A 26,108-nucleotide genomic window follows, 5' to 3' on the forward strand; every position below is an offset into this window, starting at 1 on the left:
ACAGGAAGTGTCAGCAAGTTTATTTTGCTGACACTTTAAAAAATGGAGACGGATCATGATAATTTTTGACAAGGTTTCAAAGGTGTATCCGAACGGCGTTGTAGGTCTGAAGGATATCAACCTAACAATTGAAGATGGCGAATTTGTTTCCATCATCGGTTTGAGCGGTGCCGGTAAAAGTACTCTTTTACGCAGCATCAACCGTTTAGTTGATACTACTAAAGGAGATATCCGTATCAATGGCACCTCTATTACAAAAGCCAACAAGAAGGAATTGCGGACGATCCGCCGGCAGATCGGCTTGATCTCACAAAGCTTCAATCTTGTGAAGCGCAGTACGGTTCAGAAAAATGTGCTCTCTGGCAGATTGGGCTATTATTCGACTTGGAAAAGTATTTTTGGTCTCTTCACCAAAGAGGATTATCAGCAAACGAAGGAAGCACTGGAAACGGTCGGCCTATCGGATAAATTACAAACACGCAGTGACGAGCTTAGCGGCGGACAGCAGCAGCGGGTTTCGATTGCTCGAGCTTTGGTACAGCAGGCTCCGATTATTTTGGCAGATGAACCGGTCGCTTCACTAGACCCCATCACTACTCAAAAAGTCATGCAGGATCTGAAAAAAATTAATCAAACAATGAACAAAACCGTAATCGTCAACCTTCATTCAGTGCCGCTGGCGCGTGAGTTTTCCACTAGGGTCATCGCTTTGAATGCGGGGCAGGTCGTTTTTGATGGAACACCGGAAGCTTTGACGGACGAACGGCTGAGTCAGATTTACGGCAAAGCAATTTTTGAAGAAAAGGCAGGCGAAATTGATGAGCTTGAAAGAGACCGTTCACTTTAAGTGGTATAAGCACCTGCTTATTCTTCTATTTCTATTTGCCTGTTTTCAAGGCAGTGCCTGGATTACGGCAGCTGAATTTTCGCAGGTCTTTCAAAATTCTAGTCAGATGACCGCCTTCTTATCGCGGTTTATCCATCCTGATTTCAGTTATTTGCCTAAATTAGTCGAACCGATGATCAAAACACTGCAAATGTCGCTTTTGGGAACTGTGATTGGGCTGGTTTTTGCGATCCCTGTCAGCTTTCTAGCAACGACTGTCGTAACTGAAAATCGTTGGCTATCTACGATTTTTCGTTTTCTGCTGGGCTTGGTTCGCACCATTCCTACCCTGCTTTTGGCTGCTCTTTTTGTCGCAATTTTCGGTATCGGTGAAGCAACAGGCGTATTGACGATCGCAGTATTCACCTTCGGCATGGTGTCGCAGCTAATGTTCCAAGCAATTGAGACAATTGATTTCGGACCAATCGAAGCTGCGGCGGCTGTTGGTGCGAATAAAATGCAGATCGCTGTCTGGTCGATTGCCCCGCAGGTATTGAGTCAATTTGCCAGCTATGCTTTTTACGCGTTTGAGGTCAATGTTCGCGCCTCTACCGTTCTTGGTTACGTTGGTGCTGGCGGGATCGGAGTGATCCTGAATTCCTCATTGGCTCTGCTGAATTACGAACGGGTGTCGATTATCATTCTGACGATTTTGATCACTGTCGCACTCGTGGATAAATTGAGCGAGCAGGTTAGGAGGTCCCTTCTATGATGATTCGTGAGATGAGTAGAAAAACGATCCTTTCACTGATCGTCGTAATTATTCTTGTTATCCTTTCAGCAATGACGCTTGACTATTCAGGACTACGTACTTTTTCACCTTCCATGGGAATGGATGTTTTACGCGGCTTATCTCAACCTGATTGGGGATTTCTCTATGACGGCAGCGGCGAAGACTTGCTGAGTCTGTTGTTGCTGACGATCGGCATTGCCTGCTTAGGAACGATGATTGCCACCGTTTTAGCTATCCCCATCACGTTAATCAGTGCAGTAAATCTATGGCAGGCGCATCCTTGGGTCACTAAGTTAGGGAAATTTATTTGCAATGTGCTGCGTGCCTTCCCTGAGCTGGTTTTTGCCATTATTTTTGTGAAGGTCGTTGGGCCAGGACCGTTTGCCGGTGTCATGGCGATCGGTGTTCATCAAATTGGAATGCTGGGAAAATTATTTACTGAAGAAATGGAAGCAATGGACGAGCGTTTGGTGGAAGAAATGCATGCCGTAGGAGCAAATTTTTGGCAGACGATTTTTTATGTACGTGTTCCCTATCTGATGCCTATCTACTCTTCCCTGGCATTAAACCATTTTGAGATTGCTGTCCGCAGTGCCGCAACACTTGGGCTAGTTGGAGCTGGCGGAATTGGTGCGCCATTGATTTTCGCGATTCAAACGCGTTCGTGGAGCAAGGTCAGCATAATATTGCTCGGTGTTGTTGTTACCGTGTTTATTTTAGATCAAATAACCGGAATCATAAGAAAGAAATTGAGATAAAAATGAATATATTGCATATATCAGATATACATTTTCGCAGAAAGTATGAGGCCTGCGATGAAGGCTATAAAGGGATGCTCGCAAAGATGCAAAATCCGCTTATTCCGTTGGAGCAATGCTTGAAGCAGCTTCAGCAGCAAACGGTGCTGGATCTAGTGATCATTAGCGGCGATTTAACTGAGGATGGCGATGTAGAAGATTATCGCTATTTACGAGAATGGCTGAAAGATTTTTTAGGAGACACCAAAGTCGTTGTTACTTTAGGAAATCACGATATCAAGGAACATTTTCGAGCTGGCTGGTGTAATGAAGCAGCCTCCGCTGAGCCGTATAATCAAGTAGAATATCTGCCTGACTTCACCGTGATTGCTTTTGACAATTCATGCTATGGGCATGCGGATGGTATTGTGGATGAGCAGCAATTTCAATGGCTGAAAAAAACGTTGGAGCGGGAGAAAAACCAGCCGATCGTTTTGGTAACCCATCATCATTTGCTGGCACATCAAAGCAGTATTCCAGAATGGCCGGGAGCTGAACGTTTCCTGCAGCTGATCGCTCCCTACAACATTAGCTGCATATTAAATGGTCATACGCACCATACTTTTAACGACGACATCGCCGGTATCCCCTATTTTACAGTGTCCAGCATGTCTTTTGTCGGCGAGGACGAAGGGGATGGTCTTGTACGGTTTGAAGAACGTCACGGCTATAATCTTTACCACCTCCAACAGGGGCGAGTGACGCAGCAAACAACAGAGAATTTTCTTTCAGGCCATGTTCTGAAGACTCTTGATATGAGTAAATAATCAAGTTGGAGAAGAGACCGAACAGCGACAGCTTCTTCGGTCTCTTCTGTATTATTGTAAAAAACTACTATGAAGAAAGGAGAAGCCAAAATGAAAATTACTTTTCTTGAAACCAGCGATATGCATGGCTATATTTCTCCCACAGATTATTCTGGTAAAGAGGCGTTAGCCCTTGGCGCGGCTAAAATAGCCGCAAAATTGAAAGAGCTTCGATCAAAAGCTGAAGGCCCAGTGATTACGATTGAGAATGGCGATTTCATACAAGGCTCCCCCTTGAGCTACTACCTGGCCAAAGAAAAACATTCAGCCAAGGAGCTAACCGATCTGATCAATAAGATGCATTATGATGTTCAAGTCATCGGAAATCATGAGTTTAACTACGGAATTGACTATTTAAAAGAAGCGATTGAAAATTATACTGCGCCTGTTCTAGCGGCGAATGTCTTAAATCATACAGGCCAGCCGTATTTCGGCAAGGCCTATACGATTATCGAAAAAGCTGGAATAAAGATCGCTGTTTTGGGACTAACTACGCAGTATATCCCCCATTGGGAAAAACCAGAAACCCTTAAAGGCATGGTTTTTGAAAGCATCGTTGATACTGCAAAGAAGTACATTCCTCTCTTGAAGCAGCAGGCAGATTTGGTCGTGGTCAGTTATCACGGCGGTTTTGAAAAGGAACTCTCCACGGGTGAGGCGACTGAAGCACTGACTGGTGAAAATGAAGGATATGCCTTACTGCAGGAGGTTGCTGGAATTGATGCCCTTTTCACTGGGCATCAGCACCGAACCATCGCGGCAAAAATCAACGGCGTTCAAATTGTGCAGCCGGGGTATCGAGGAAATCATATTGGAGAAATTCAGTTAACGGTAGAAAAAAATGGCGATCAGGCTGTTGTCGTTGACAGCTGTGCCGCGCTGCATTCTGTGGAGGCGGTGAAGCCTGATCCTGAAATTCTCTCAGTGATCAGACCAGTTGAAGCAGAACTGGAAAGCTGGCTGGATCAAACTTTAGGTGAAGTGTCAGGCGATATGCGCATTCTCGATCCAATGCAGGCACGCATTGAGGAGCATCCATACGTCGAGTTTATTAATCGCGTCCAACTATTCGCCAGCGGTGCAAAAATCTCTGGTACAGCGCTCTTCAATAATGATGGAAAAGGATTTGGCAAGACGATTACGATGCGGGATGTCATTACCAACTACATCTATCCCAACACCTTAGCGGTCATTAAAATCAATGGGGCCGAATTACGATCCGCACTGGAGCAGACCGCGAATTATCTTGCGGTGGAAAATGGTCGGATCGTGTTCAATCCCGCGTTTATCCATCCTAAACCACAATATTATAATTATGATATGTATGAAGGCATTGATTACACGATCGATATGAGCCAGCCGGCTGGTCAGCGGATAACACGGCTTGACTTTCAAGGCAAGCCAATTACTTTAGAGCAAGAGCTAGAAGTTGTGACGAATCAATACCGCGCGATCGGCGGCGGAAATTATAGGATGTTCCGTGCAGAAAAAATCGTGCGGGAAATCCCAATCGATATGACTGAACTCATCGCGGAATACTTAAAAGCCCATCCAGTCATCAAAGCAGAAGTGAATCATAACTTCCAAGTGCGCCTGTAAAATTAAAAACGGTCAGTCGTAATCTCCCACAGGATTTTATGATTGGCCGTTTTCTTTTATTTTCTGAATTGTGCGTCATATAATTGGCGATACGCTCCGCCTTTTTCCATTAATTCTTCGTGAGTCCCCTGTTCGAGGATTCCTTCAGAGCTAACAACGACGATTCGGGTCGCATGCTTGATCGAGGCTAAACGATGGGCAATGATCATGGTGGTCCGTCCTTTTGCTAAGGAATTCAAGGAATCCTGAATCACCTGCTCAGTTTCCGTGTCCAAAGCAGAGGTCGCTTCATCTAAAATCAGAATCGGCGGATTTTTCAGAAACATTCGAGCAATCGCCACTCGCTGCTTTTGTCCTCCGGAAAGCTTAACGCCCCGTTCACCGATCTGGGTATTGATTCCCTCAGGCATTGTTTCTAAAACACCCTCCAGATGGGCCAATTTAGCTGCCGTCAGGATCTCTTCTTCACTGGCGTCCAATCGACCATAAGCAATGTTTTCGCGAATGCTTCCTGGAAACAGGAAAACATCCTGCTGGACGATTCCGATTTGATTTCGCAAAGAGGCTAGTGTCATTTCTCGAATATCCAGCCGATCGATAGTGATCCGTCCCTCAGTCACCTCGTAAAAACGCGGCAGCAAATTACACAAGGTGGTCTTTCCAGAGCCGCTTTGCCCGACAAAAGCTACGGTTTCGCCTGTTTTGATGGTCAGATTCACATGATTCAATACTTTTTTTCCATCCCCATAGGAAAAGGATACGTCCTCATAATGAATATCTCCTGATAACTGTGTCACCTTCACCGCATTTGGCTGATCGACAATCGTGGGCTTTTTATCTAATTCCTCTGTCAGCCGTTTGAATCCTGCGATCCCCTTTGGATAGCTTTCGATCATAGTGTTGACCTTTTCGATTGGACGAACAAAAACATTCGCAAGGAGAATGAACCCGACAAATTGACCGTTCGTCAATTCCCCTTTGATCACATAATAAGAGCCAAAAATCAGTGTGAACAAATTAATTAAACGAATCAACAAGTAGTTATACGCTGAGCTGATGGCCATTATTCGGTAAAATAGAATCTTTGATTTTCGATAGGCTTCACTTAACCCGCCAAACCGATGGTATTCATACTCCTCATTAGCAAAGGATTGTGTTACTCGAATCCCGCTGACAGAAGCCTCCACTCCCGCGTTAAATTCACCTAAATCCTCATAAATACGCGTATTTACATTGGTCATCTTCTTATTGAAGAAGACTAAAGCAACCGTGATTAGCGGCAATACGGCAAAGGTTGCAATCGCTAATTTTACATGTGTGTTGAGCATCAGCAAAAACGCCCCTACCAATGTCATCACTGTAATAAAAACATCCTCTGGACCATGATGCGCGACCTCTGATATTTCAAACAAATCGGTGGTCAAACGACTGATCAGCTTCCCAGTTTTTTGGTTGTCATAATATTCATATGGTTGAGTTTGTAAATGGGCAAATAATTCCCGGCGCATATCCGTCTCAATATTGACCCCCAGCTGATGACCAAAAAATACAACAATATATTGCAGGACCGTATTTAATACATAAAATAGAAAAAGAGCGAAGCAGGCCAGCAGAATGACACGAAATTCCTTTTGCGGCATAATCTTATCAATCACCTGATTGACCGCAACTGGAAAGGCCAGCTCTAGCAGACCCGCAAATACAGCACAGGTAAAATCTAATAGAAACAATCCTTTATAAGGACGATAATAACTAAAAAAACGCTTTAACATTGTTGAAACTCCTTTATGATCATTCAAAATTCGGTTACAGGAAGCTGAGCGAGGCCACCTCCACCCACTCATTCTCCAGCCAGAGACTCACCTCATCAAAGCAAAAATTCTCCTTTGACGGCTCCTTGAATAAAATAATCTTGATCTTTTTGTTATGAATAAGATTTTGCATCAGACAATAGGTCAGTTCAGAAAAGCTTGCCGCACCAATACAACCTGACACACCATTTTTATCTTGATTGAATAAAAAAAAGATATCGGTTGCTTCAATATTTTTAAAGAAGCTCGTCAAAATTTGAGGGTACTCTGCTGTTAGGTTCTGACTGAATCGCGGATAATCAATCACGTCAATTCCTTTATCCTTAAAATCTTTTTGCAGCTGCAGATAGTCTTCTTGAAAAACAGTACTGCCTGAAATAACAGCTTTCATCGACTCACCTTTCCTTGATACAGTTTAAAACAAGTATACCATCACAAGTGGATCACGTATGAAAGCTCTGGGATGACTTAAGAGAATTTCTCCGCTCGATTGGTTTTGTCAATAAAATCAAGAATCGCTTGATTAACAAAATCTCCATTACCCTCAATCGTATGTCCACCGGTCTCACAAATCGCGGTATCCGCGTCAGTTACTCGTTGAATGAATTTATCTATCGCTTCATAGTTTGCCATGGGATCATCTTTTGCATGGCAAACTAAGACTGGTACCTGCAGCTGCTCTAACGGATAGTCCTCGTAGTTTAAGGTCATATCTGTATTAGTGATTTCACTATCTGCCTTGACTCCTTTTCGTCTGGGCGTTGCAGGCAGCATCGTTTCAAAAAGAGTATTTGTCACAACTCTTGAACCCATCATGTGATTGAAAATAAAGCCAAAATGTTTCATCGTAAACCACATGATAAAGTCATTCACAATAATTGGCGGGGGACCTTGTAGGCCCATCTCCTTCACCTCATCTGGTGACCTCTTTTTATCAGGTGCTCCGGAAGATAAAAGGATGATGCCTTTTACTCGATGCGGATGCTCCAAAGCCATGCGCAAGGTTGCTGCTCCACCAGCTGATGTTCCCAAAACATAACTTTTTTCAATTTTTAGTTGATCCAGCAGTTCTACAAAGGCCTTAGCCTGATTTTTCGGTGTGGGTTCTTGAGGCAGCTCTGTCCCTACATAGCCGAAACGTGAGGGGGAAATTTTTCGTTGTCGATCTCCTACTACTTGTCGCAGACTTGTCAATCCTTGATCATAGCCGCCAAAAATTCCATGAGAGATGATCATCGCTTCACCAGAACCTTCATCCAGATAGGTCATTTTCCCAAAGCTAGTATTAATGGACTTCACCTCATAGTGATTCAAACGCTCATAGGCAGCTTTAATGTCACTTCTAAATCGATAGCCTTCAAAACAGATGAACGCAAAAAGTACAATTAGTAATAAGTATACTGACACACCTTTTCTCCTTTTTTCCCATTTTTATAAGTATAACAAATATCTAGTAAACAGTTTATCGAAAAAAAACTGCTGATAATCATCTTACCAGCAGCCTTTATTATTTAACCTTCTTTAGGAAATCGAACGGTAAAGGTCGTGCCCTGATCCTTCTCACTAAACGCATCGATTGAACCCCTATGCAATCGCACCAGTTCCTTCACGATCGATAAACCAAGCCCCGATTCCCCTAATTTTGTGTTTTTTCGGGACGGATCTGCTTTAAAATAGCGATCCCAGATATTTTTTTGCTCCTCTTCCGTCATGCCGATGCCATTGTCCTCAACGGAGATGAGGACATCTGAATCTGTTTCCTTTAAAACTATTTTTATTTCCCCATTTTTGGTAAATTGAATCGCATTTTGAATGATGTTCACCATGATCTGAATAAACCGATCATGATCCGCGTAAATAGCAACCGTCTCCTCATTTAATAAAACAATCTGATCATTCATTGACTCTGCCTTTTTGCCTAATTGAGCGATGATATTTTTGATCGCTTCTGTTCCATTAAACGTAGTAGCAGATAGTGTAATTTGCTGACTTCGAATATTTTCGAAGTCTAGATTTTGCTTCACTAATCGAATCAAGCGGTCCGTTTCGTTTTGCATCAATGAAACAGCTTTTTCTTTTTGGCTCTCTGGGATCGCCCCATACTCAAAGCCCTCCAATAATCCTTTGATTGTGGTCAATGGTGTTCGCATTTCGTGTGAGGTATTCGCCATAAACTGTTTCCGTAATTCTTCCTGCCGAATAATTTCCTTTTCATTCTCCTGCAAAGCGACTGCCATTTTATTAAAATCATGCGCCAGCTCGTTGAATTCGTCTTTATTGTCCTTTTCCTCGATCTCGATTTCGTAGTTTCCATTCGCGATCTGATTGACTGCGCGTTTTAAGTCATTTATTTTCTTCACCTGTCTAGCCGCAAGGCCAAAACTGATCGCTCCGCCAAACAATGATGAAATGATAAATCCTTTTAATAAATTATCCGAAATCAGTTTTTCACTATATTCCAAGTCCTTAGCTGACTTTGATGCAATGAGTACGCCGTTAAATTCATTGGAAACAGACCGATTCGAAAGAACATAGGAGGTCTGATTAGGCTTTCCATCAAGATCATACTTGATGGTTTTAGAGATATTTGCCCCTTGTTTGAGCTGTTCCCATTCCCAATCATCTAATAAGGATTTTTGAAGCTCCTTGTTATTCTTTGGATAAATAATATTTTTTTGACTATCAATTAATACAAACTTGATCTGTTGATTCGCTAATACTTGCTCTGCATTAAACAGATAATAGGGTAGTATCTCTTCCCTGCTTAAGTTGCCATAGGGTTCGGAAAAAGAATCGGATAAATCTGTATGAAAACCATTTAACGTGGCATTGACAGATTTTATATACTTCATCATCTCATTATAGTTCTGAGCAGCTAATGTCCGCTTATTAATATTCGTAAATGATACACTGATCAAAACCAAGGTTAAAATAATAAGCAGCCAAAAAGCTAGTAACTGCTGATACAAATATCTCATAGGAAGCCTCTTCTATTCAGTTTATTGATTACCCTTACAATAACTTATTATTAAATTAAAATCTCATAGTTCATTGAATTTTCAAAGAATATTCCTATTTAAATAATACCTGTTCTTTTTTTCGTCGGTCAATGAGCAGCGATTTGGTTATCAGCCAAGATCAGCTGTTCTAGTCCACCATAGAATGCTACACTTATAGCAACTAATATGGATTTTGAGGTGTCTATATGATATTTAATGAAGCAGAATTGGATTCTGCCTTGCAATTAAAAAAAGCTGTACGAGCTCAAACGTCGCTGGAATCAGCGGAAATTCACTCCTATTTAGATAAATCAGAAATTATTGCCGCGATTCTAGCAGCCCCTTACCGGACAGATACCTTCACCGGTTTACGCAAGCTGGAGTTTTTGCTGGCTGAACTTTCTGAGATACCTGCTTTTGAGTGTTTGGATCAAGTTCAAACGATGCTTGAGACGCTTCATCACTTTGTGGATACTCCGGATGGCTTTTCACTAACGGGGAAAAACGATGGCATTTTGGCTTGTCATCATGCAATTTGTACCCTTATTTTTCTGCGGGCTGGAAAAAAACAATGGGCGGAAAAGGGACTTCAATGGATACTTACCTATTTTCCATTCGATAAAAATGAACCCTCCAGTTGGCATGGAGCGGACCTTTTTCAGCGGTTTGGCGGATGTGTCGGCAAATCACCTTGTTATGACGGTCTTGTAAAATCAGTTAAGGTGCTTTCTGAATACTCGCAAAAATACGGCGATTTCCCTGGGCTTCAAGCAAAATTACAGCAGGGACTGGATTATATCCTGAAACATCGTGTGATTTTTCATCAAAACAACCAGGACTATTTATATGAGGATCTGATCACACTCTTTTATCCCTACCCCTATCGGACAAATATCATAGAAGTATTAGGAGTCATGAAAACAGAGAAGCTGTTAGGGCAGCCTGAGTGTCGCGAAGCCCTAGAATATTTGAAAGCAAAGCAAACTAAACAAGGCTGCTGGCAAGCGGAAAAGATTTTTATGAAGAGCTCTTGGGTAGCCTTTGATCCGGTAAAGAAACCGGGAGCATGGATTACTGACGAAATTGAATGGCTGTTATCCGATGAATGATCGCACAAAAAAGAGACTTTAATGACGTGAAAATAGTCATTAAAGTCTCTTCTGTTCAAGCTAATGGCTTAAATGATAATATTCCTCTTCCATCCGCTGCATTCTTTCCCGTTCCTTCTTGTTGTACCACGGAGACACAGTGAAGGCTAAAATATCATTGATCAAATAGACCGAGCTGTTTACAAACATTGCCAAGCTTGCCGAACCGTGTCTGAAGGAAATGTACCAAAGAACCATCTGAGCAAGTCCTGAAGCCAGCCACCAAAAATATTGATTATTGTAACGCAGGAAGCTGATAATTCCTGCACTTAGACTAATTGAAAAGGCGATGGCATCGATCCAAGGGCGAGGATCGTCAGTAAATCTTTGGATCAAATAGCCAGAAACAAAGTAGACGATGATCGTACTGATGAGTGCGATGAACCATGTTTTTCCAGTAAACCTACGGATTTTCGACGCCATGTTGTGGTTCCATTCCTTGCTTAACAGTACGGGAATATCCAATGTGATCATATACGCGATCTGTTCGCCGATACTCAAATAATTCTTGGCTGAGTAGCCGACATAAATGAAGCAAATCGCGGAAATAATTCCTAAAATACCATTGACCGATTTCGCTGCATTAATAGAAAGAATACATAATACCCCTAAAATCGTTCCGATAAATGTGATCACCGTGAGCAGTGTGATCGGCTGATTGACTAAGGTCATCACCTGGCAGCCTAAACTAAAGAAAAATAAATAGTAGTTTTGTTGTGGCCAGCCTTTTAATTGGTGAAGTAAAAATTTGAGATAAGTGAACATAATTGGCTCCTTCTAGAAAACGGTCGTTCTTTATTTGTTCAAAAAAATTGAAATACTAAAAAATGCCTTTTTCAATCGTTTCTTTTGAATAATAGTTTGAGTTTTGGAACTCAAGCAGGTTTAATTTGTTCGTTTCTTCCTTGATCTGCTTAATAACTGCCTCCGCTGCCTGCGGATCAGCTACAAAATCATAGCGATCCCCATCGATTTGAATTTTTGGACAGATTTCAAAGCTGTCATACCACTTCTCATATCGTTCATTGACCATTCGATAATAGTCGAATAATTCAGGGTTCGCCGCGATTTGTTCATAGTCGCGTCCACGTTTTTCGATCCGCTCCAGCATCACGTCAAAGGAAACTTTGATATGGACCAATAAGTCAGGTCTTTTTTTAGGCGCTGTATGCTCTAACTCCTTCAGCATCGTGTCTAACAAGTTGTCGTATTGCAGCACCTCCTCTTGACTTACTCGGCCAAGATCCGCATTTAAATGAAAAAGCAGACTATCCTCATAAATCGAGCGATCCAGCACGTTATCGGCTTGCTGCAAGGCATCTTTCATAGCCAAGAAACGTTTATTTAAAAAGAATATCTGCAACAGAAACGTATATTTTTCCGGATTCGAGTAAAACAATGGCAGTACTTCGTTATCGTCCACGTTCTCATAAAATGGTCTTGAGTTCATTTCCTGTGATAACATGTCTGTCAGACTGCTTTTCCCAGCTCCGATCGTACCCGCTATCAATAGCATTGTTTCATCCATCCCTTCATAGTAAACTAAATTTTTCTTTCAAATCCTTGATAATAGTACTCCTAAATTTTTTCATTGTAAAGACTAGATTTTGTGTGTATTTCGTGATATGACAAAATGTAACACAATATATTGTGTTTTCGGATTCAAGAATATGAAGGTGCTTACTTTGCTGGTTTGTCGAGTAAATAAAAAAGTCAAACGATCAAAATACTTTCAATAATGAAAGTGAAATGACCGTTTGGCTTTCTTTTTGTTAAGTATTTTTGAGAAATACTTTTGTATTGTTAATTAATAATCAAACTGACGGTAATAACGACGAATATCTAAAGGATGACAATTTAATTTTTCAACATGTGCATCAATCCGTTGAGTCACACAATGCATCAATAGATGCGGTAAGACTCTGCCGCGATTTTTTTCGCTGATCCCTTCAATTGGGTAATCCTTTGAATCGATAAACGTGTAGTTTCCACAAATGCGCGGCAATAGATTTTTTACCCGTTCTGCCAATGGACGCTGTTCGTCTTCTCCTAGGAATAAAGTTACAGGAGTTGTTTCATCAACGATCTCCAATGTGCCGTGCAAGAATTCTGCAGCATGGATTGACTTAGAACGAAGCCAGCTTTGCTCTTCCCAATAGCACATCGCATAAGAGTAAACCGCTCCCCATTGATTTCCGGCTCCGATAAAATAGTGCATATCATCGTGACGATGTTTTTCTGCGAATTCTCGTCCGAAGTCCTCCGCTTGTTTTTCTGCTTCAACCAAGCCTTTAGGTAAATATTGTTCTAGTTCTGCATAATATTCTGCATAGTCAGGGAAATCTCCATTTTTCTCCAGCAAACGATCTGCAGCCATAAAGAATTTGATTTGTTCCGTTCCCGGTGCTGGATAAGTGATCACATGGTCACAGCTTTCTGCCAAGCTCGTTCCTGCTGTGTCGATGAAGCCGAGTAATGTTGCTCCGACTTTTTTCATTTCAGCGACTGCCTTCACAACTTCTTCGGTCGTTCCTGTCACAGATGAAAGAATGACCAATGAGTCTTTCGTCAGTCTGCGGTTTCCAGTTGTATAGTATTCTGCAGCATGCTGTACATAAACAGGCAGATCACTGCGACCGTTCATATAGGTAACCGCCTGCATAGCTGAAGCGTAGGTTCCGCCAATTCCTAAATAGAAGATATTGTCATAGCCCTTATCCCAAACCTCATCAATAATTTTTTCTACCTGCGGACGTAATTCTAATGCGCCTTGAATATCCTCAATCTGCTGCTGTTCATTAAATTTTAACATGTCTAAAACTCCTTAAATTTTATATTTTGCTTTTTAAAACTGAGTCAAAATCATCAAAAATCCGTTTACTCAAATCAATTCCTTTTGCCGCAGCGGTACGATAGGCCAGCAGCTGGAATGGAATAATTAATAGTAATGGAGAGAAGCACTCCGAAAGGGTGACATCTAAGCCCAGAACATCCTTGTCGGAACTTTTATCCGTCGTTATTTTCAACACTTTTCCAACATAGCTGTCCATATACTCCGCCAGTGCTTGTGAGCGGCTTTGATTCACACTAGGTGTCTCAATGAAGAATAATGTATGCGCCCAATCAGCCTCTAAGTAAGGACCATGCATATAGGCCTCCAGCTCAAAGCCTTGACTCGGACGCCGAACAGTTTCTGTGAACTTCGTCTCAAATTCCTTCGCTGTTCCCCAGTTTGGACCATAGCCTAATGCGACAAATCGGCCGCCCAGCTTTAATAGGTTCTCGTGCTGTTCAAAAAAGGCATTGGATTTATTGATGACCGTTTCAATCTGGCTGATTGCTTCCTGCAGCTCTTGTGTCAGCTCGGATAATCGCTGTTCATCGATCAGGTTCTTTGAAATCCCCACTTTAATCGCAAGCAGCATCAGCTGTAATAAGGTTGCTGAAAATCCTTTAGTGACAAAACCGACTGTTTCGATTCCCATATTCAAATCGAGCACTTGATCAACTACTTGAGCGATCGGACTTTCTAAGTCACTAGTTAAGACAAGCTGTTGAATGTTACGATCACTGAATTTTTTCATGGCATCAATCGTCGATGCACTTTTTCCACTTTGAGAAACACCGATGATTGTGTCAGTTCCGCTGATCAGCCGGCCGTAATGGTTAAAATTGTACGGCTCTTCAATTACAATACTGACATCAGCGATCCTTTCAAACGCCAGCTTGGCGGACAAGCAAGCATTATAGGAGGAGCCTGTAGCGAGAATCGTCACAGTGTTCATTTTTGCTAGTTTATGATCACTTGAGAAATCATAATCATTTAAAATTTTTGTTAATGTTTCCTGCTCTTGATTGATATAATCAAGCATGGTCATTGCTGCCATCTTATCCCTCCATTTCTAAAAGAAGCCGATCCATGAACCAAGGATTCCAAAAAGAGCCAAGCCCAGTAAAATCGTCAACGCCTTTACTTCCTTTTTAAGCAGATAGAATACTGCTCCGAAAGCCCCAAGCGACAAGATTCTTGGTACGATATCATCAAAAATACTTTGTACGGTCACGGCATTTTCCCCAGAGCCGATTTTCAACGGGATATTAATATCGATCATTGATGCTGTCATTCCGCCAACAACCATTAGCCCGATGATTGACGCTCCTAACGTCAAGCTGCCCATCATACCGTTTTCCTGGATTTTCTTTAAGAATCCTGTCCCCAGCTTATACCCCCAAGAGGTTCCAAAATAACGGAATAGCAAGTGAGGAGTATTAAAAATCAGTACGAACAAGATGGGTCCCAAGATGTTTCCCTGCATAGCTAGAGAAGTTCCTACCCCCGTAGCGATCAGGCGCAAGGTGCCCCAGAAGAACGAATCACCAATACCTGCCAGTGGTCCCATCAATGAAGTTTTGATGTTATCGATGGTTGAAACATCGAAGTTGGCATCATTCGCATTTTCCTCTTCCATCGCCGCGTTGATCCCTAAAATCAAGGTCACGATATGCGGTGTAGTATTAAAGAATTCCAAATGTCGTTTCAACGCCCCGGCCATACTTTCTTTCGTTTTGTACAGCTTCTTCAAAATCGGGATCATCGCGTAACAATAAGCAAGATTCATCTGACGTTCATAATTCCAGGAAAACTCCATTTGGAAGGACCGCCAAAATACCTTGTTCAAATCCTTCTTAGTGATTTTCAACTCATTATTCTCATTAGAAGTCATCATCATCAACTACCTCCCCTGTTGAAGTCTGAGCACTATTATTCTGCCCACCGCGCACATTCATAATATTCACCACAACTACCGCTACAATTGCTCCAAAAATCGCGATTCCAGTTACCGGAATTTCTAAGTAGGCAGCTAGTGCAAAGCCTAAGAAGAAATACGGAGCAACTTGTTTGTTGATCAAAAGACGCGCCAGCATCGCGAATCCTAGTGCTGGGATCAAACCAGTAGCCACTGACAGTCCGTGTTGAATAAAGTCAGGAATCATGTCCAATAAATTACCGATTGTTTTACTGCCTACCATAAATGAGATCATAACGACTAAGCCCAGCATCAAGGAAAGGCCAAAGCCGGCCGTTAAATGCATCCGTTCGACTCCTTTGTAGTTCCCATCTTCAGCGTATTTATCAGCCTTTTGGTTCATGATTGGGATCAAAATTCCAAGATAGATATTTTTCAAAATCAATGTCAGTGTCGCAATTGGCAAGCCCAGCAGCAACGCTGTCTCTGTCCCGGCACCAGCCGTGATGGCAAAGGCCGTTCCTAAAACGCCGCCTGTAACAACATCTGGAGGAATCGCTGCTCCTACAGAGAAAGAACCAATGAATGCTAATTCCAATGTTGCTCCCATAATAATTCCAGCCTTTATATCGCCTAATACAATTCCGGTAAATAAACCTGTAACAATTGGACGAGACAAAAGGGAGGTGCCTAATGCGTACTCAGACTGAGCGATAAATGCAACTAACCCAAGTAAAATTGCTTGAATGAGCATATTTTTTCAACCTTTCTTTTTTAAAGGACTTCAGTAACAGCCACTTTTTTATCTGTCGGAACTTGTCGAATCTCTACTTCCAGACCCTGATCCACCAATTCCTTCAGCAAAACTTCCTCTTCAGGCAAAACATTAACTGCTTTTCCAATGCTCCGCGTGCCCTCTTTGGCTTTGATTCCGCCTAAGTTGATTTTTTGAATTTGGGGATATGCATCGGCTAATTTTTTTGCGTCAGCAATTGATTCCACTACGATAAATAATTTATATTTATCTGTTACCCCGCTTTGTAACGCCGCGATGGAATCCTCAATATTTTTAATCACTAATTTTACGCCCTGCGGTTTCGCCAGCTTGATAGTGGTTTTGCGCAGCTCATTTGTTGGTACATCATCATTTGCAATCAGAATGCAGTCTGCTCCTAAGCCTTGCGTCCATGAAAATGCCACTTGCCCATGAAGCAACCGATGATCCACTCTTGTCAATAAAATCATTTTTATCCCTCCATTTTCTATTGCTTTAAAATTCCTCTTCTTCTATTTCGCCGCTAATTAATTGATTGCAAAATTGAATCGTCTGCTTTGACGTTTCCAGCGATGCTTCAATCAGCTGAGGAAGTGATTCAGCATTCTTGAGCTGCATGGACAATTCAACCAGAAATGGCAAGTTCATCCCTGCAACTAAATAAAAATTTGAACGATCCATGTGTGCTAAAAACTCATTATTCACACTGCCGCCGAATAAATCCGTTACGACAACCAATTCATACTCACGGTAACGCTCCAGCAGGCCACTTACTTCTTTTTCTAAATCAAAGCCTTCGGTCAAATAGCAATCCAACGTTTCGATCTTGATAGGGTTTCCGCAGATCAGCCCCAAAGAAGAATGGATTCCTGACGCTAACTTCCCATGTGATGCTAGAACCAGCATTCTTTCCACTACTTTTCACCTCTCAATCTTCTCTACACTTAAATAAAAGCAAGCGGTGTGCCAACTTTAGTGGCGCACCGCTTGCTTTTTTAAAATTCCTCATCTTTCATCGTGGTATCTGCATTCTTATAGACAATATCAAAAATGTAGGCGATCTCAGAATCAGGAATCGTGACACTATAATCCTTTTCAATGACACTAAAAGCTTGTTTGATGATTTCCAGCATGTCTTTTTGACACTGATACAAATCATGATAACCCTCATAGGTTTCAATCGGAACATTTCGAATCAAACGCTCGATCAAACAGCTGACATGAACATACAGCGCCAGCTTCTTGGCGTTAGAAAGCTGGATTCTCCCAGCTAACTCCAAATCCCGCATAAATAGATCGATCTCACTCATGACCTTATCCGTATCCAGGATCGTGACAGAATCAATCACCTTCTCCAGAGAAAAATTGCGGATCACATTCCTATTGAAAATCTGATTTTCTTCTGCGGTCATCACTGGGGCCAACCATTCAGTCAAGACCTTCTGTTCATCTCCTGAGATCAGCTCTTCTAAGGACAGGTAAGGCATTTCTGGAATCAGCGGGTCATCTGTTCCGATGATCCCTAGCACGTCATAGACAGAAAAGACAGTCTCTTCTGATTTTTTCTCTTCCAATACGCGATATTCATATGGCAATATCTTTAATTCACATGTGCTGGGCAGACTTTTTTCGAGTAAATGGCAAATCTGCGTTGCCGTTCCAATCCCCGTTTGGCAAGTCGTCAATAATGCTTTGGTTCGATTTTCCTCAGGATAAATAATTTCCCAATCAAAAACGGCTTCAGCCGCTGATTTACTTGCCAGCTCATTCAAGGTGCGCTGATGCTTGATATTTTCTCCGATAGCAATCGCTAACGGTGTCGTCACATTATTCATAATCACGATTGGAACGTTGATTTGTTTTGGAAAATATTGATAAATTTCCTTGAGACTGCCCATGTCTACCAGAATGACCAGCCCATTAGAGATGTCGTTGTTTTCGCTATAATCCAAAATTTCTTCGGCGATTTGCTGAGGAGTCACATCCAAAGGCATATCAAACGATTCAAAAATATCCTTTTCTAAAAAACGATTCGCCACATTGGCAATACTGCTGGCAGTCGCATATCCATGAGCGACGATCACGGCTTTCGCCATGCCCTGTTCCTTCGTCCAATCCGCTTTCTTCAAATACAAGGTCAAAACGATTCGATCCATCGCTGATACCTCGATATCTATTTTTGGACGGCACAATTCCAAGATACGCTCCACATAATGATAACTCGCTGGATAGGCCTCGGATATCTGTCGTTCCAGCTGACGGATCAGCTCCATGATTTGAATGTCTTCTGATAGCCAGCGATTTGAGCCTCTTTGGAACAAGTAATAGCCGACAGCATACACACTGTTTCCGTTGAACTTGACCTGGTAAGCACTTTCCATTTGCCGAAAGGTTTCTCGAACATATTGCGTTAGATACAGCAGCATCTCATGCTTTTGCTGGCGATCTGTTTCAAAAAGCAGATAGTCGAACAATTGATCTACGATTTCTTTTAGCTTCAAGTGACAATCAGTCAGCTCTCCTTGAGATTTCTGATACTCCAGAATCACTTTAGTAAATGAATCTTCCACTCTTTTTTGACTTTGAGTATTTGACAGCATCAAGTTATCTAATCTGGACTCACTTGTGATCACCACTTCTTCTGGTAACGAGGTCTGCAGATTCTGACTGCTTGCAGAGAGTAACGATTCAGGCAGGTGATAAATCGTCAGCTTGATCTGCTGCTGATCATTAGCTTCGGAAAGGGCCTGTGCCGCCATTACCTTGATAATATTTTTTAACTCACCGATGTTTCCTTTGAAGCTTCCGCTTGCTAACAATTCAAGGGTTTGTCCAGTAATCACCAGCTGTCGTTTGATTTTCACCTGCTCGTTGATTAAGAAGGAATAAATCAATTCCAGGCGTTCATTCCTGCCCCTTTGCTGTAATGAAGGAATTGTTACCTGGATAGGAATCCGTCGAATAAACGTATTCAGAAAATTACTAGTCAGCTCCTCCGTCGTCGCAAAAAATAACCTCGTTCTTACAGTAATCGGATGAGCAGTATCCCCCATTCGATAAATTTCTCCTTGATCCAAATAAGTAAATAATTTTTCCTGCCCTTCAGCATTTAAACGATGGACCTCATCCAAAAATAAAATCCCGCCATCGGCTGCCTCAAAAGCTCCTTTACGATCCGACTCAGCTCCGGTATAGGCACCCTTCACGCTTCCAAAGAGATTGCTGGTCAACAGCTCGGGGTTATTGGCATATTGCGCGCAATTTAACGTAATGAATGGGGCATCTTCGGGCAGAAGCTCATTTTGAATACAATAGTGATGAATTAGCTTGACTAAATAGCTTTTTCCCGTCCCGCTTTCACCATTGATCAAAACCGGCAAGCCGCCATCCGGATAATTGAGAGCTGCCTTGATCTGCTCAATGACGCGATTCAAGCTTTTATCATGCCCAATCAGCAAAGAAAAGAAGTCCTGCTCTTTACCAAACATTGGCTGTTCCGACAAAATCGTCTGAACGCTTTCATAATAATTTGCTCTCAAGCTAAAAAATTGCTTTTCAAAGGCCCCCTTATGAAAATAATAGACTGGACGAGAATTTATTTTTACAAGTTCTCCGCTTTCGGTCAGCTGATTCAAATACTGACTCACCGTATTTCTTTTTACGCTAAAAATTTCAGCGAGCTTAGAAGCGGTGAACAATTCGCTAAGGTCCTCTAAATTGAGAAAAGCGGTTTGATTTTTTAAATAATTCAATAATTCTTCTTTCATGCCATCTCCCCCTTCTCTTTATAATAAAAAAAGCAAATACAAAGTCAATCCTAGTTTTTCCTTTTCAACAGCTTTCTTACTATATTATTAGGCAAAAAGCATGCCAGACACTGCCCGTAGCTAGATTCGTGATTCTGTACAGACTATTTCGATCAGCTTCAACAGTTTAGCGGCCTTCCTGAACTGTTGAAGAAAGTGTTGATGAAACAGTACCATCAATAAAGCCGCCCTAAAAATTGTTAAAAAAATAGGAGTAATCATCTTCAAAATGATCACTCCTAAACTTTTTGTTGACTCCATGTGCTGCTAAAACTCTTTCTTTCCAAGGATTCTAAATGATAGAAAATAGGAAAGAATACATAGAATCCCTGCAGCTGTTGTTCCTGCTGCCAACATCAGCCATAGCGGTGCATTAGTGATACGCTGTAAAATCATGTCGATATCAATGCTAAGTCTCTCAACCAATGATCTTCCTAAGAAAGCGAAAAAGAAAATTACACCCATCACGAGAATCATAATCATTCTGCTCTTTTCTTCCCCAAACTTAAAATATATTGGCATCATCAAGCTGATATAGAACAAACCAGCGATAAAAAGGCTGAACAATATAATACTGAAGGCTTCAAGATTGACCGACTTTCCTTGAATTCTAGTCATAATAAAAACTATTGCTATCGATAACAATAAAGCAGCAATCGAACCGATAATTGCCAACGAATATTTTTGGACAATATATTTTTTTCGAGAGATTGGTAAAGTGAATAGAAAAGTCAATCCATGGTTCATCTCATCATAAGTAACTGTAGTAAAAATCAATGTTACAAAGAAAAAGAGCATCAATGATGGAACAATCGACAAACTTTCGAGATTATAAGCGTTCATCACAGTCAGAAAAATGATCGCCAAAAAGAATAATTTTTGCTTTGCGAGCAAGCGGAGATCCTTAATATATAAACCTTTCATTCTAATTCCCTCCCATCAGCATAAGGACGATTTCATCGATATTGGCCTTTTCTATTACAATGTCTGGATAATTTTCATGATAGAACCGTCGTTGCTTCGTTAAGCAGCGATAACCGAAGCTAGCAGGTAGTGCCTTTTCAATATGCGCCTTATCCAGTTCATAATATTGATCGGTCGTTAATTTCAAAATACCATAATCATCCAATAATACATCAGTATCCTCATTAAGGACGATTTTTCCTTGATCAATAAAATACAAGGAATCACAAAGTTGTTCTAAATCCGTTGAAATATGCGAGCTAATCAAAATACTGCGAGATTCATCCTGCTCCAGATACTCTTGCAGCAGGGTTAAGATTTCTCCACGAGCAATAACATCCAAACCGGCTGTTGGTTCATCTAAGATCAGCAGCTCTGCATTATGACTGATCGCCACTAAAATATTTAGACGAGCCTTCATGCCAGTGGAAAATTCTTTTAGCGGCTTATCTAAAGGCAGCTGAAATTCAATGCATTTCTCCAGAAAAAAAGCTTTTTCAAATTGAGGGTAAAAATTTTTAAGCATCGAAATAATTTCCTTAATGGAAAAAAACTCATTAAAGCTCGAATCTGCTAATGAAACGCCTAAACGTTGTCGATCTTTGGCAGTAACTTTATGAATCGGTTTTTCGAAAAGTTCTACTGTTCCTCCCTCATGAGTAACTAACCCCAAAGCGATTTTAAAAGCGGTACTTTTTCCTGCACCATTTCGTCCAACTAAACCAACGATTTCACCTTTCTGAAGTGTCAAAGAACAGTCTAATCTGAAATCTTGATAGTCTTTTTTTACATTTTTTAGTGTAAGCATTATGATTCCTCCAGTATTAGTTCCATAAGTTCCTTCAACTCTTGATCACTTAATCCAACCAAACGTGCTTTCGTGATAATTCCTTCAAGCTCATCCTGTATTCCTTTAAGCTGCTCTTCCCACTTTAACGATGGATCTACTCCGCAAACAAAGCTTCCCTTCCCATGTACAGTTGTAATCATTCCTTCTTGATCCAAAGCATCATAGGCTTTTTTTACTGTGAGTGCACTGATTTTCAGTTCTTTCGCCAAAGTTCGTACAGATGGCAATGAATCGTTCTCTTTCAATTCTCCCTGAATGATCGCCGCTTTTACTTGTTCTACTAACTGTTCATAGATGGGGGTCATTGACGAGTGCTGAATAATTAGTTTCATGAGAATCCACCTCTTCACAAACAGTGTATAACAGTATATATCAGTTTGTCAATATTGAAATGAAGCGATTCCCCACCATCATTTGAAACATTTTATAGAAAGACAGAACAGGATCTGCCAAAATAGAGCTAGAAAATTAAATTTCCTGTCACACTTACTGTTTTAATTTGTCTAATTAATAAAGGAGGTTAAAAAATGGATATCGACCAAGAGAAACGATTCGTCCACTCTTCATTGAATGGAGATGCTGACTCTTTGACAGAGTTGCTAAATGAAGTAAAAGACAGCGTGTTCAATCTTTCCCTGCGGATGTTAGGAAATGTCTTTGACGCTGAGGATGCTACGCAAGAGATTTTGTTAAAAGCTATTTCAAGCCTCTCCTCCTTTAAACAGCAAAGTCGTTTCAGTACCTGGGTGTACCGGATTGCGATCAATCATTTAATAAACGATCAAAAAAAGCGTACCTTTCGGGAACAGTTGACTTTTGACGTTATGCAAAAAGACCTTGAGCGACCTATACCAGCTTATGATGAGTCCTTCAATGAAATCGAGCAAGATGAGCTAGCTCAAGAATTGAAACTCTCGTGTACAAACATCATGCTTCAATGCTTGACTCCACAAGATCGTTGTCTCTTCATTTTAGGAACGATGTTCAAAATGAACAGTCAATTCGCGGGTGAACTCCTACAGATGACTCCCGCTGCTTATCGAAAAAGGCTTTCCCGAATCCGCGAAAAAATGGGGAATTTTTTAGAGACCAACTGTGGGCTTGCTGGTGGGAGATGCGACTGTAAAAAAAGAGTCCCCTTCGCTCTTCAGCAGAAGCGGGTTCAGCCATCGCGGCTCGACTATTCAACCATGATACAGCTGGAGCAAGCAGAGATTCTTCAACAGAAAAGCAATATGGAGTATCTAGATGAGCAAACGCTTCTATTTGAAGCACTGTCTCATTATCAGTCCGCGTTTGATCCTCAGCAGTTTTTAAAAGAATTATTGGTATCAAAGCAGTTATCAGAATTAACGAAGGAGAATACGGTCTATGACATATGAAAAAATGTTTGATTACTTATCTAATTTGGAAAAGAATAATAACCGAGATTGGTTCCATGAAACAAAGCAAGAACGAACGACAGTTATTGAAGCGTTTAATCAATTAGTAGATGCCTTGTCACAGGCGCTTCATGAGAAAGATCCAGAAATACCGCTGATTCCAGCAAAAAATCTAACCTTTAAACTGAACCGCGATACACGCTTTAGTCATGATAAAGCACCTTATAATTCCGTTTTGCGGGCACATATCGGTCCCAAGGGCAAGCTGCCGATTCCCTGCGGCTATTTCCTTTTCCTAAAACCAAACAACCAATCTTTTTTAGGCGGCGGACTATTTGCGGATATGTTTTCAGAAGCTACTGAGCTTATTCGTCAAGCACTGTTGGAACGCGAAGCAGAATTTCTATCGATCATCGAAAACCCCACTTTTAAGAAATATTATCGCGTAATGGGTAAGCAATTAAAACGGATGCCGCGGGGATATGAAGCTTATGCGGATTCGCCTGTTGCTGAGTTCTTAAAATACAAGAGCATGTATTTGGAGCTTTCTTTGACTGATCAGGAAATTCTCACGTCAGATAACTTTATCACTGAAACCGTCGAAAAATTTCTATTAATGAAAGAATTCAATCAGTTCCTAAATACGGCGCTAGTGGATTTCCATTTTCCAGAACGTAAATAAGAAAAGTCGAACGCTCATATACTATCGTAATCGATAGAAATATAAGCGTTCGACTTTACTTTTGTTAAGTATTTTTCAAAAAGACTTTAAATATGGTAAGCGAATTCTGTAAAAGTTTATTTTATTTTTAACTCAGCTAATTGCTTTTCAATCTCTGCTTCCTCTGCATCGGCCGCCAATAATGCACAAGCAGTATAAGCGCTTTCGACCAAAGCTGTATCAAACAGTGTCACTTTTTTGTCTGTCATTTCGATGGCCATTTCCAAATTCATTTTTGCACTGCCCAAATCATAAAAAGCTAACAACTCATCTGCCGAATTTTCTTCGATTGCTTGGGAAATTCGCTCCATTGAAGTTCCGACGCCGCCGTCCTCTAGGCCTCCCGCTGTAGTTACAGGTACTCCTTTAGCGACTTCGCCGATCAATCGCTTCAGACCTTCTGGTATTTCTTTCGTATGTGAAACTAACACAACACCTCTAGTCACTGAAAACACCTGCCTCAATCATTGACTCAAAGAAATACGCAGACGACATCGCACCTGGATCAATATGGCCAATCGAACGTTCGCCGACATAAGAAGCTCTGCCTTTGGTCGCTTTAATATTTTTTGTTTGTTCAACTAATATTTCTAGTGTAGCTGGATTTAAAGTACCGTTATTCAAATTTTCTACTGCCGGTACCCATAAATCTAACATCGTTTTTTCACCAACGGTTGAATTTCCGCGTTTTTCGATTCCGGCGATAGCCGCGTTCAACAGTATTTCAGGCTCACTTGACTCTTTGCTGGCCTTCATCATTTCCATCATAGCCGTTCCATAAAGAGGACCGGATGCTCCACCAACCTTGCTGATCAATGCCATCGCGGTCGCTTTAAAAATATCCGGTAATTCTCCAGATAGATCCGCCGCCATCACCGCATCCATGCCTCGAGCCATGTTGTTTCCATGGTCGCCATCACCGATTGGTGTGTCTAGCTCGCTTAAATAGTCCTTTTTGATTTGAATCTTTTCATTGAATAGTTCCAACGTTTTGCGCAAATTTTCTGGTGTAAACATAGTGGGCCTCCTTGAATACTCTTTTCTTCAGCTTGCGATTCCTTTAATTTAGCCAGCTCAAAAGCTTAGTTTTTTACCAAGCAATCGTGTGAACAGGCTCATTTAATAAACGTAAGCGCTCTTCGTCTAATTTGATCATCGTGATGGATGCTCCTGCCATTTCAAGCGATGTCATATAATTGCCGACTTTATTGAATGTCAGCTCGATTCCATCTTCAGCAAGAATGTTCTTTGCATCATTAAACATAATGAACAGTTCCATTAATGGAGTAGCACCCATACCATTGACAAACAGACCGTATTTATCGCCTTTTTGCCAATTGAATTCTGCTTTTAGCTTGCCAATAATCTCTTTTGCGATATCATAAGAAGGTTTAACTTTTTCTCGACGATAGCCGGGCTCGCCATGGATACCGACACCAAATTCCATTTCATCGTCCGCTAAAATAAAACCAGGCTTGCCTACTTCCGGAACAGTTGCTCCAGACAAAGCAATTCCGACTGTTTTAATATCTTTGACTAACTCTTTTCCATAGCCGGCCAGTTCAGAAACCGATTTTCCTTCACGAGCTAAACCACCTAAAATCTTATGAACCAACACCGTTCCAGCCACTCCGCGGCGGCCTTGTGTATAGGTGCTGTCTTCAACTGCGATATCATCATCGACTAATACAGAATCTACTTCAATATCATCCATTTCAGCCAAATCCTTAGCCATATCAAAGTTCATGACATCACCTGAGTAATTTTTAACGATCATCAAGGTTCCTTTTCCTTTATCCGTGGCTTTGATCGCTTCATGGATTTGATCTGGCGTTGGGGAAGTAAAGACCTGTCCGCAAACGGCCGCACTCAACATCCCATCGCCGACAAAGCCAGCATGAGAGGGCTCATGTCCGCTGCCGCCGCCGCTGACTAAAGCAACTTGATCAAAGTCATCACTGCGGGCAACAACTAATGTTTCAGGGACCTGCTTCACATAATCTGGATAAGCGCCAACCAATCCGCTGACCATTTCCTCTACAACATTTTTCGGATCATTGATTATTTTTTTCACTTGCACTTCC

27 protein-coding genes are annotated in these 26,108 nt (G+C 41.4%); 8 read left to right on the forward strand and 19 right to left on the reverse strand.

What is annotated here, in order from left to right:
* Positions 1-55: 55 nt before the first annotated feature.
* The 5 genes from phnC (at position 56) to IGI67_RS23450 (ending at position 4,821) form a co-directional block, all read left to right on the forward strand.
* Positions 56-847: a phosphonate ABC transporter ATP-binding protein gene (gene phnC, locus IGI67_RS23430; RefSeq protein WP_429959530.1), complete on the forward strand. Its 792-nt coding sequence runs from the start codon at positions 56-58 to the stop codon at positions 845-847.
* Positions 819-1,598 carry a phosphonate ABC transporter, permease protein PhnE gene (gene phnE / locus IGI67_RS23435; RefSeq protein WP_429959531.1) on the forward strand — a complete coding sequence of 260 codons (780 nt, stop codon included), beginning with the start codon at positions 819-821 and terminating at the stop codon, positions 1,596-1,598. The genes phnC and phnE (IGI67_RS23435) overlap by 29 nt, the downstream gene beginning before the upstream one ends.
* A complete protein-coding gene (gene phnE / locus IGI67_RS23440; RefSeq protein ID WP_207108183.1) occupies positions 1,595-2,377 on the forward strand; it encodes a phosphonate ABC transporter, permease protein PhnE in 783 nt (260 codons plus the stop codon). Before phnE (IGI67_RS23435) ends, phnE (IGI67_RS23440) begins: the two co-directional genes overlap by 4 nt.
* A gap of 2 nt (positions 2,378-2,379) precedes the next feature.
* Positions 2,380-3,183 (forward strand): metallophosphoesterase family protein, encoded by an 804-nt coding sequence (locus tag IGI67_RS23445; RefSeq protein WP_429959532.1) that lies wholly within the window; start codon positions 2,380-2,382, stop codon positions 3,181-3,183.
* A 90-nt stretch (positions 3,184-3,273) separates the two neighbouring features.
* Positions 3,274-4,821 (forward strand): bifunctional metallophosphatase/5'-nucleotidase, encoded by a 1,548-nt coding sequence (locus tag IGI67_RS23450; protein WP_429959533.1) that lies wholly within the window; start codon positions 3,274-3,276, stop codon positions 4,819-4,821.
* Positions 4,822-4,877: 56 nt separating this feature from the next.
* Here IGI67_RS23450 and IGI67_RS23455 read toward each other — a convergent pair whose 3' ends face one another.
* From IGI67_RS23455 to IGI67_RS23470, 4 genes are all read right to left on the reverse strand, one after another.
* Positions 4,878-6,593, reverse strand: coding sequence for an ABC transporter ATP-binding protein (locus IGI67_RS23455; protein WP_429959534.1), 1,716 nt, complete (start codon positions 6,591-6,593; stop codon positions 4,878-4,880).
* Positions 6,594-6,627: 34 nt separating this feature from the next.
* A complete protein-coding gene (locus tag IGI67_RS23460) occupies positions 6,628-7,023 on the reverse strand; it encodes a hypothetical protein (RefSeq protein ID WP_429959535.1) in 396 nt (131 codons plus the stop codon).
* A 77-nt stretch (positions 7,024-7,100) separates the two neighbouring features.
* A complete protein-coding gene (locus IGI67_RS23465; protein ID WP_429959536.1) occupies positions 7,101-8,039 on the reverse strand; it encodes an alpha/beta fold hydrolase in 939 nt (312 codons plus the stop codon).
* Positions 8,040-8,143: 104 nt separating this feature from the next.
* Positions 8,144-9,610, reverse strand: coding sequence for an ATP-binding protein (locus IGI67_RS23470; RefSeq protein WP_429959537.1), 1,467 nt, complete (start codon positions 9,608-9,610; stop codon positions 8,144-8,146).
* A 227-nt stretch (positions 9,611-9,837) separates the two neighbouring features.
* Between IGI67_RS23470 and IGI67_RS23475 the strand changes: the two genes are divergently transcribed.
* Positions 9,838-10,740, forward strand: coding sequence for a hypothetical protein (locus IGI67_RS23475; protein WP_429959538.1), 903 nt, complete (start codon positions 9,838-9,840; stop codon positions 10,738-10,740).
* A gap of 60 nt (positions 10,741-10,800) precedes the next feature.
* On the opposite strand, the gene pnuC is transcribed toward IGI67_RS23475, so the two are convergent.
* The 12 genes from pnuC to IGI67_RS23535 form a co-directional block, all read right to left on the reverse strand.
* The gene (gene pnuC / locus IGI67_RS23480) at positions 10,801-11,544 is read right to left on the reverse strand and encodes a nicotinamide riboside transporter PnuC (RefSeq protein WP_429959539.1); all 744 of its coding nucleotides are present in this window, start codon (positions 11,542-11,544) and stop codon (positions 10,801-10,803) included.
* Positions 11,545-11,599: 55 nt separating this feature from the next.
* Positions 11,600-12,307, reverse strand: coding sequence for a deoxynucleoside kinase (locus IGI67_RS23485; RefSeq protein ID WP_207108174.1), 708 nt, complete (start codon positions 12,305-12,307; stop codon positions 11,600-11,602).
* A 279-nt stretch (positions 12,308-12,586) separates the two neighbouring features.
* Positions 12,587-13,591 (reverse strand): SIS domain-containing protein, encoded by a 1,005-nt coding sequence (locus tag IGI67_RS23490; protein WP_429959540.1) that lies wholly within the window; start codon positions 13,589-13,591, stop codon positions 12,587-12,589.
* Positions 13,592-13,610: 19 nt separating this feature from the next.
* Positions 13,611-14,666, reverse strand: coding sequence for an SIS domain-containing protein (locus tag IGI67_RS23495; RefSeq protein WP_429959541.1), 1,056 nt, complete (start codon positions 14,664-14,666; stop codon positions 13,611-13,613).
* A gap of 15 nt (positions 14,667-14,681) precedes the next feature.
* Entirely contained in the window at positions 14,682-15,509 is an 828-nt protein-coding gene (locus tag IGI67_RS23500) for a PTS system mannose/fructose/sorbose family transporter subunit IID (protein ID WP_429959542.1), read from the reverse strand.
* Positions 15,493-16,281, reverse strand: coding sequence for a PTS mannose/fructose/sorbose/N-acetylgalactosamine transporter subunit IIC (locus IGI67_RS23505; protein WP_207108171.1), 789 nt, complete (start codon positions 16,279-16,281; stop codon positions 15,493-15,495). The genes IGI67_RS23500 and IGI67_RS23505 overlap by 17 nt, the downstream gene beginning before the upstream one ends.
* Before the next feature lie 20 nt (positions 16,282-16,301).
* Positions 16,302-16,772: a PTS sugar transporter subunit IIB gene (locus IGI67_RS23510; RefSeq protein ID WP_429959543.1), complete on the reverse strand. Its 471-nt coding sequence runs from the start codon at positions 16,770-16,772 to the stop codon at positions 16,302-16,304.
* 25 nt (positions 16,773-16,797) lie between these two features.
* The gene (locus IGI67_RS23515; RefSeq protein WP_429959544.1) at positions 16,798-17,217 is read right to left on the reverse strand and encodes a PTS sugar transporter subunit IIA; all 420 of its coding nucleotides are present in this window, start codon (positions 17,215-17,217) and stop codon (positions 16,798-16,800) included.
* Positions 17,218-17,297: 80 nt separating this feature from the next.
* Positions 17,298-20,069, reverse strand: coding sequence for a sigma 54-interacting transcriptional regulator (locus IGI67_RS23520; protein WP_429959545.1), 2,772 nt, complete (start codon positions 20,067-20,069; stop codon positions 17,298-17,300).
* A 306-nt stretch (positions 20,070-20,375) separates the two neighbouring features.
* Positions 20,376-21,032: an ABC-2 transporter permease gene (locus IGI67_RS23525; protein ID WP_429959546.1), complete on the reverse strand. Its 657-nt coding sequence runs from the start codon at positions 21,030-21,032 to the stop codon at positions 20,376-20,378.
* Between the two features lies 1 nt (position 21,033).
* A complete protein-coding gene (locus IGI67_RS23530; protein ID WP_207108166.1) occupies positions 21,034-21,879 on the reverse strand; it encodes an ABC transporter ATP-binding protein in 846 nt (281 codons plus the stop codon).
* On the reverse strand, positions 21,879-22,253 hold the full coding sequence (locus IGI67_RS23535) for a GntR family transcriptional regulator (RefSeq protein WP_207108165.1): 375 nt from the start codon (positions 22,251-22,253) through the stop codon (positions 21,879-21,881). The genes IGI67_RS23530 and IGI67_RS23535 overlap by 1 nt, the downstream gene beginning before the upstream one ends.
* A gap of 195 nt (positions 22,254-22,448) precedes the next feature.
* Between IGI67_RS23535 and IGI67_RS23540 the strand changes: the two genes are divergently transcribed.
* Positions 22,449-23,303: an RNA polymerase sigma factor gene (locus tag IGI67_RS23540; protein WP_207108164.1), complete on the forward strand. Its 855-nt coding sequence runs from the start codon at positions 22,449-22,451 to the stop codon at positions 23,301-23,303.
* A complete protein-coding gene (locus IGI67_RS23545; RefSeq protein ID WP_207108163.1) occupies positions 23,293-23,985 on the forward strand; it encodes a DUF2461 domain-containing protein in 693 nt (230 codons plus the stop codon). The genes IGI67_RS23540 and IGI67_RS23545 overlap by 11 nt, the downstream gene beginning before the upstream one ends.
* A 116-nt stretch (positions 23,986-24,101) precedes the next feature.
* Here IGI67_RS23545 and dhaM read toward each other — a convergent pair whose 3' ends face one another.
* The 3 genes from dhaM to dhaK form a co-directional block, all read right to left on the reverse strand.
* A complete protein-coding gene (gene dhaM / locus IGI67_RS23550; RefSeq protein WP_207108162.1) occupies positions 24,102-24,470 on the reverse strand; it encodes a dihydroxyacetone kinase phosphoryl donor subunit DhaM in 369 nt (122 codons plus the stop codon).
* On the reverse strand, positions 24,463-25,041 hold the full coding sequence (dhaL, locus tag IGI67_RS23555) for a dihydroxyacetone kinase subunit DhaL (protein ID WP_207108161.1): 579 nt from the start codon (positions 25,039-25,041) through the stop codon (positions 24,463-24,465). Before dhaL ends, dhaM begins: the two co-directional genes overlap by 8 nt.
* Before the next feature lie 73 nt (positions 25,042-25,114).
* The gene (dhaK, locus tag IGI67_RS23560) at positions 25,115-26,098 is read right to left on the reverse strand and encodes a dihydroxyacetone kinase subunit DhaK (RefSeq protein ID WP_207108160.1); all 984 of its coding nucleotides are present in this window, start codon (positions 26,096-26,098) and stop codon (positions 25,115-25,117) included.
* Positions 26,099-26,108: the final 10 nt, after the last annotated feature.

The organism is Enterococcus sp. AZ196 (assembly GCF_050498845.1).
In the GTDB taxonomy this organism is placed as follows: domain Bacteria; phylum Bacillota; class Bacilli; order Lactobacillales; family Enterococcaceae; genus Enterococcus_A; species Enterococcus_A murrayae.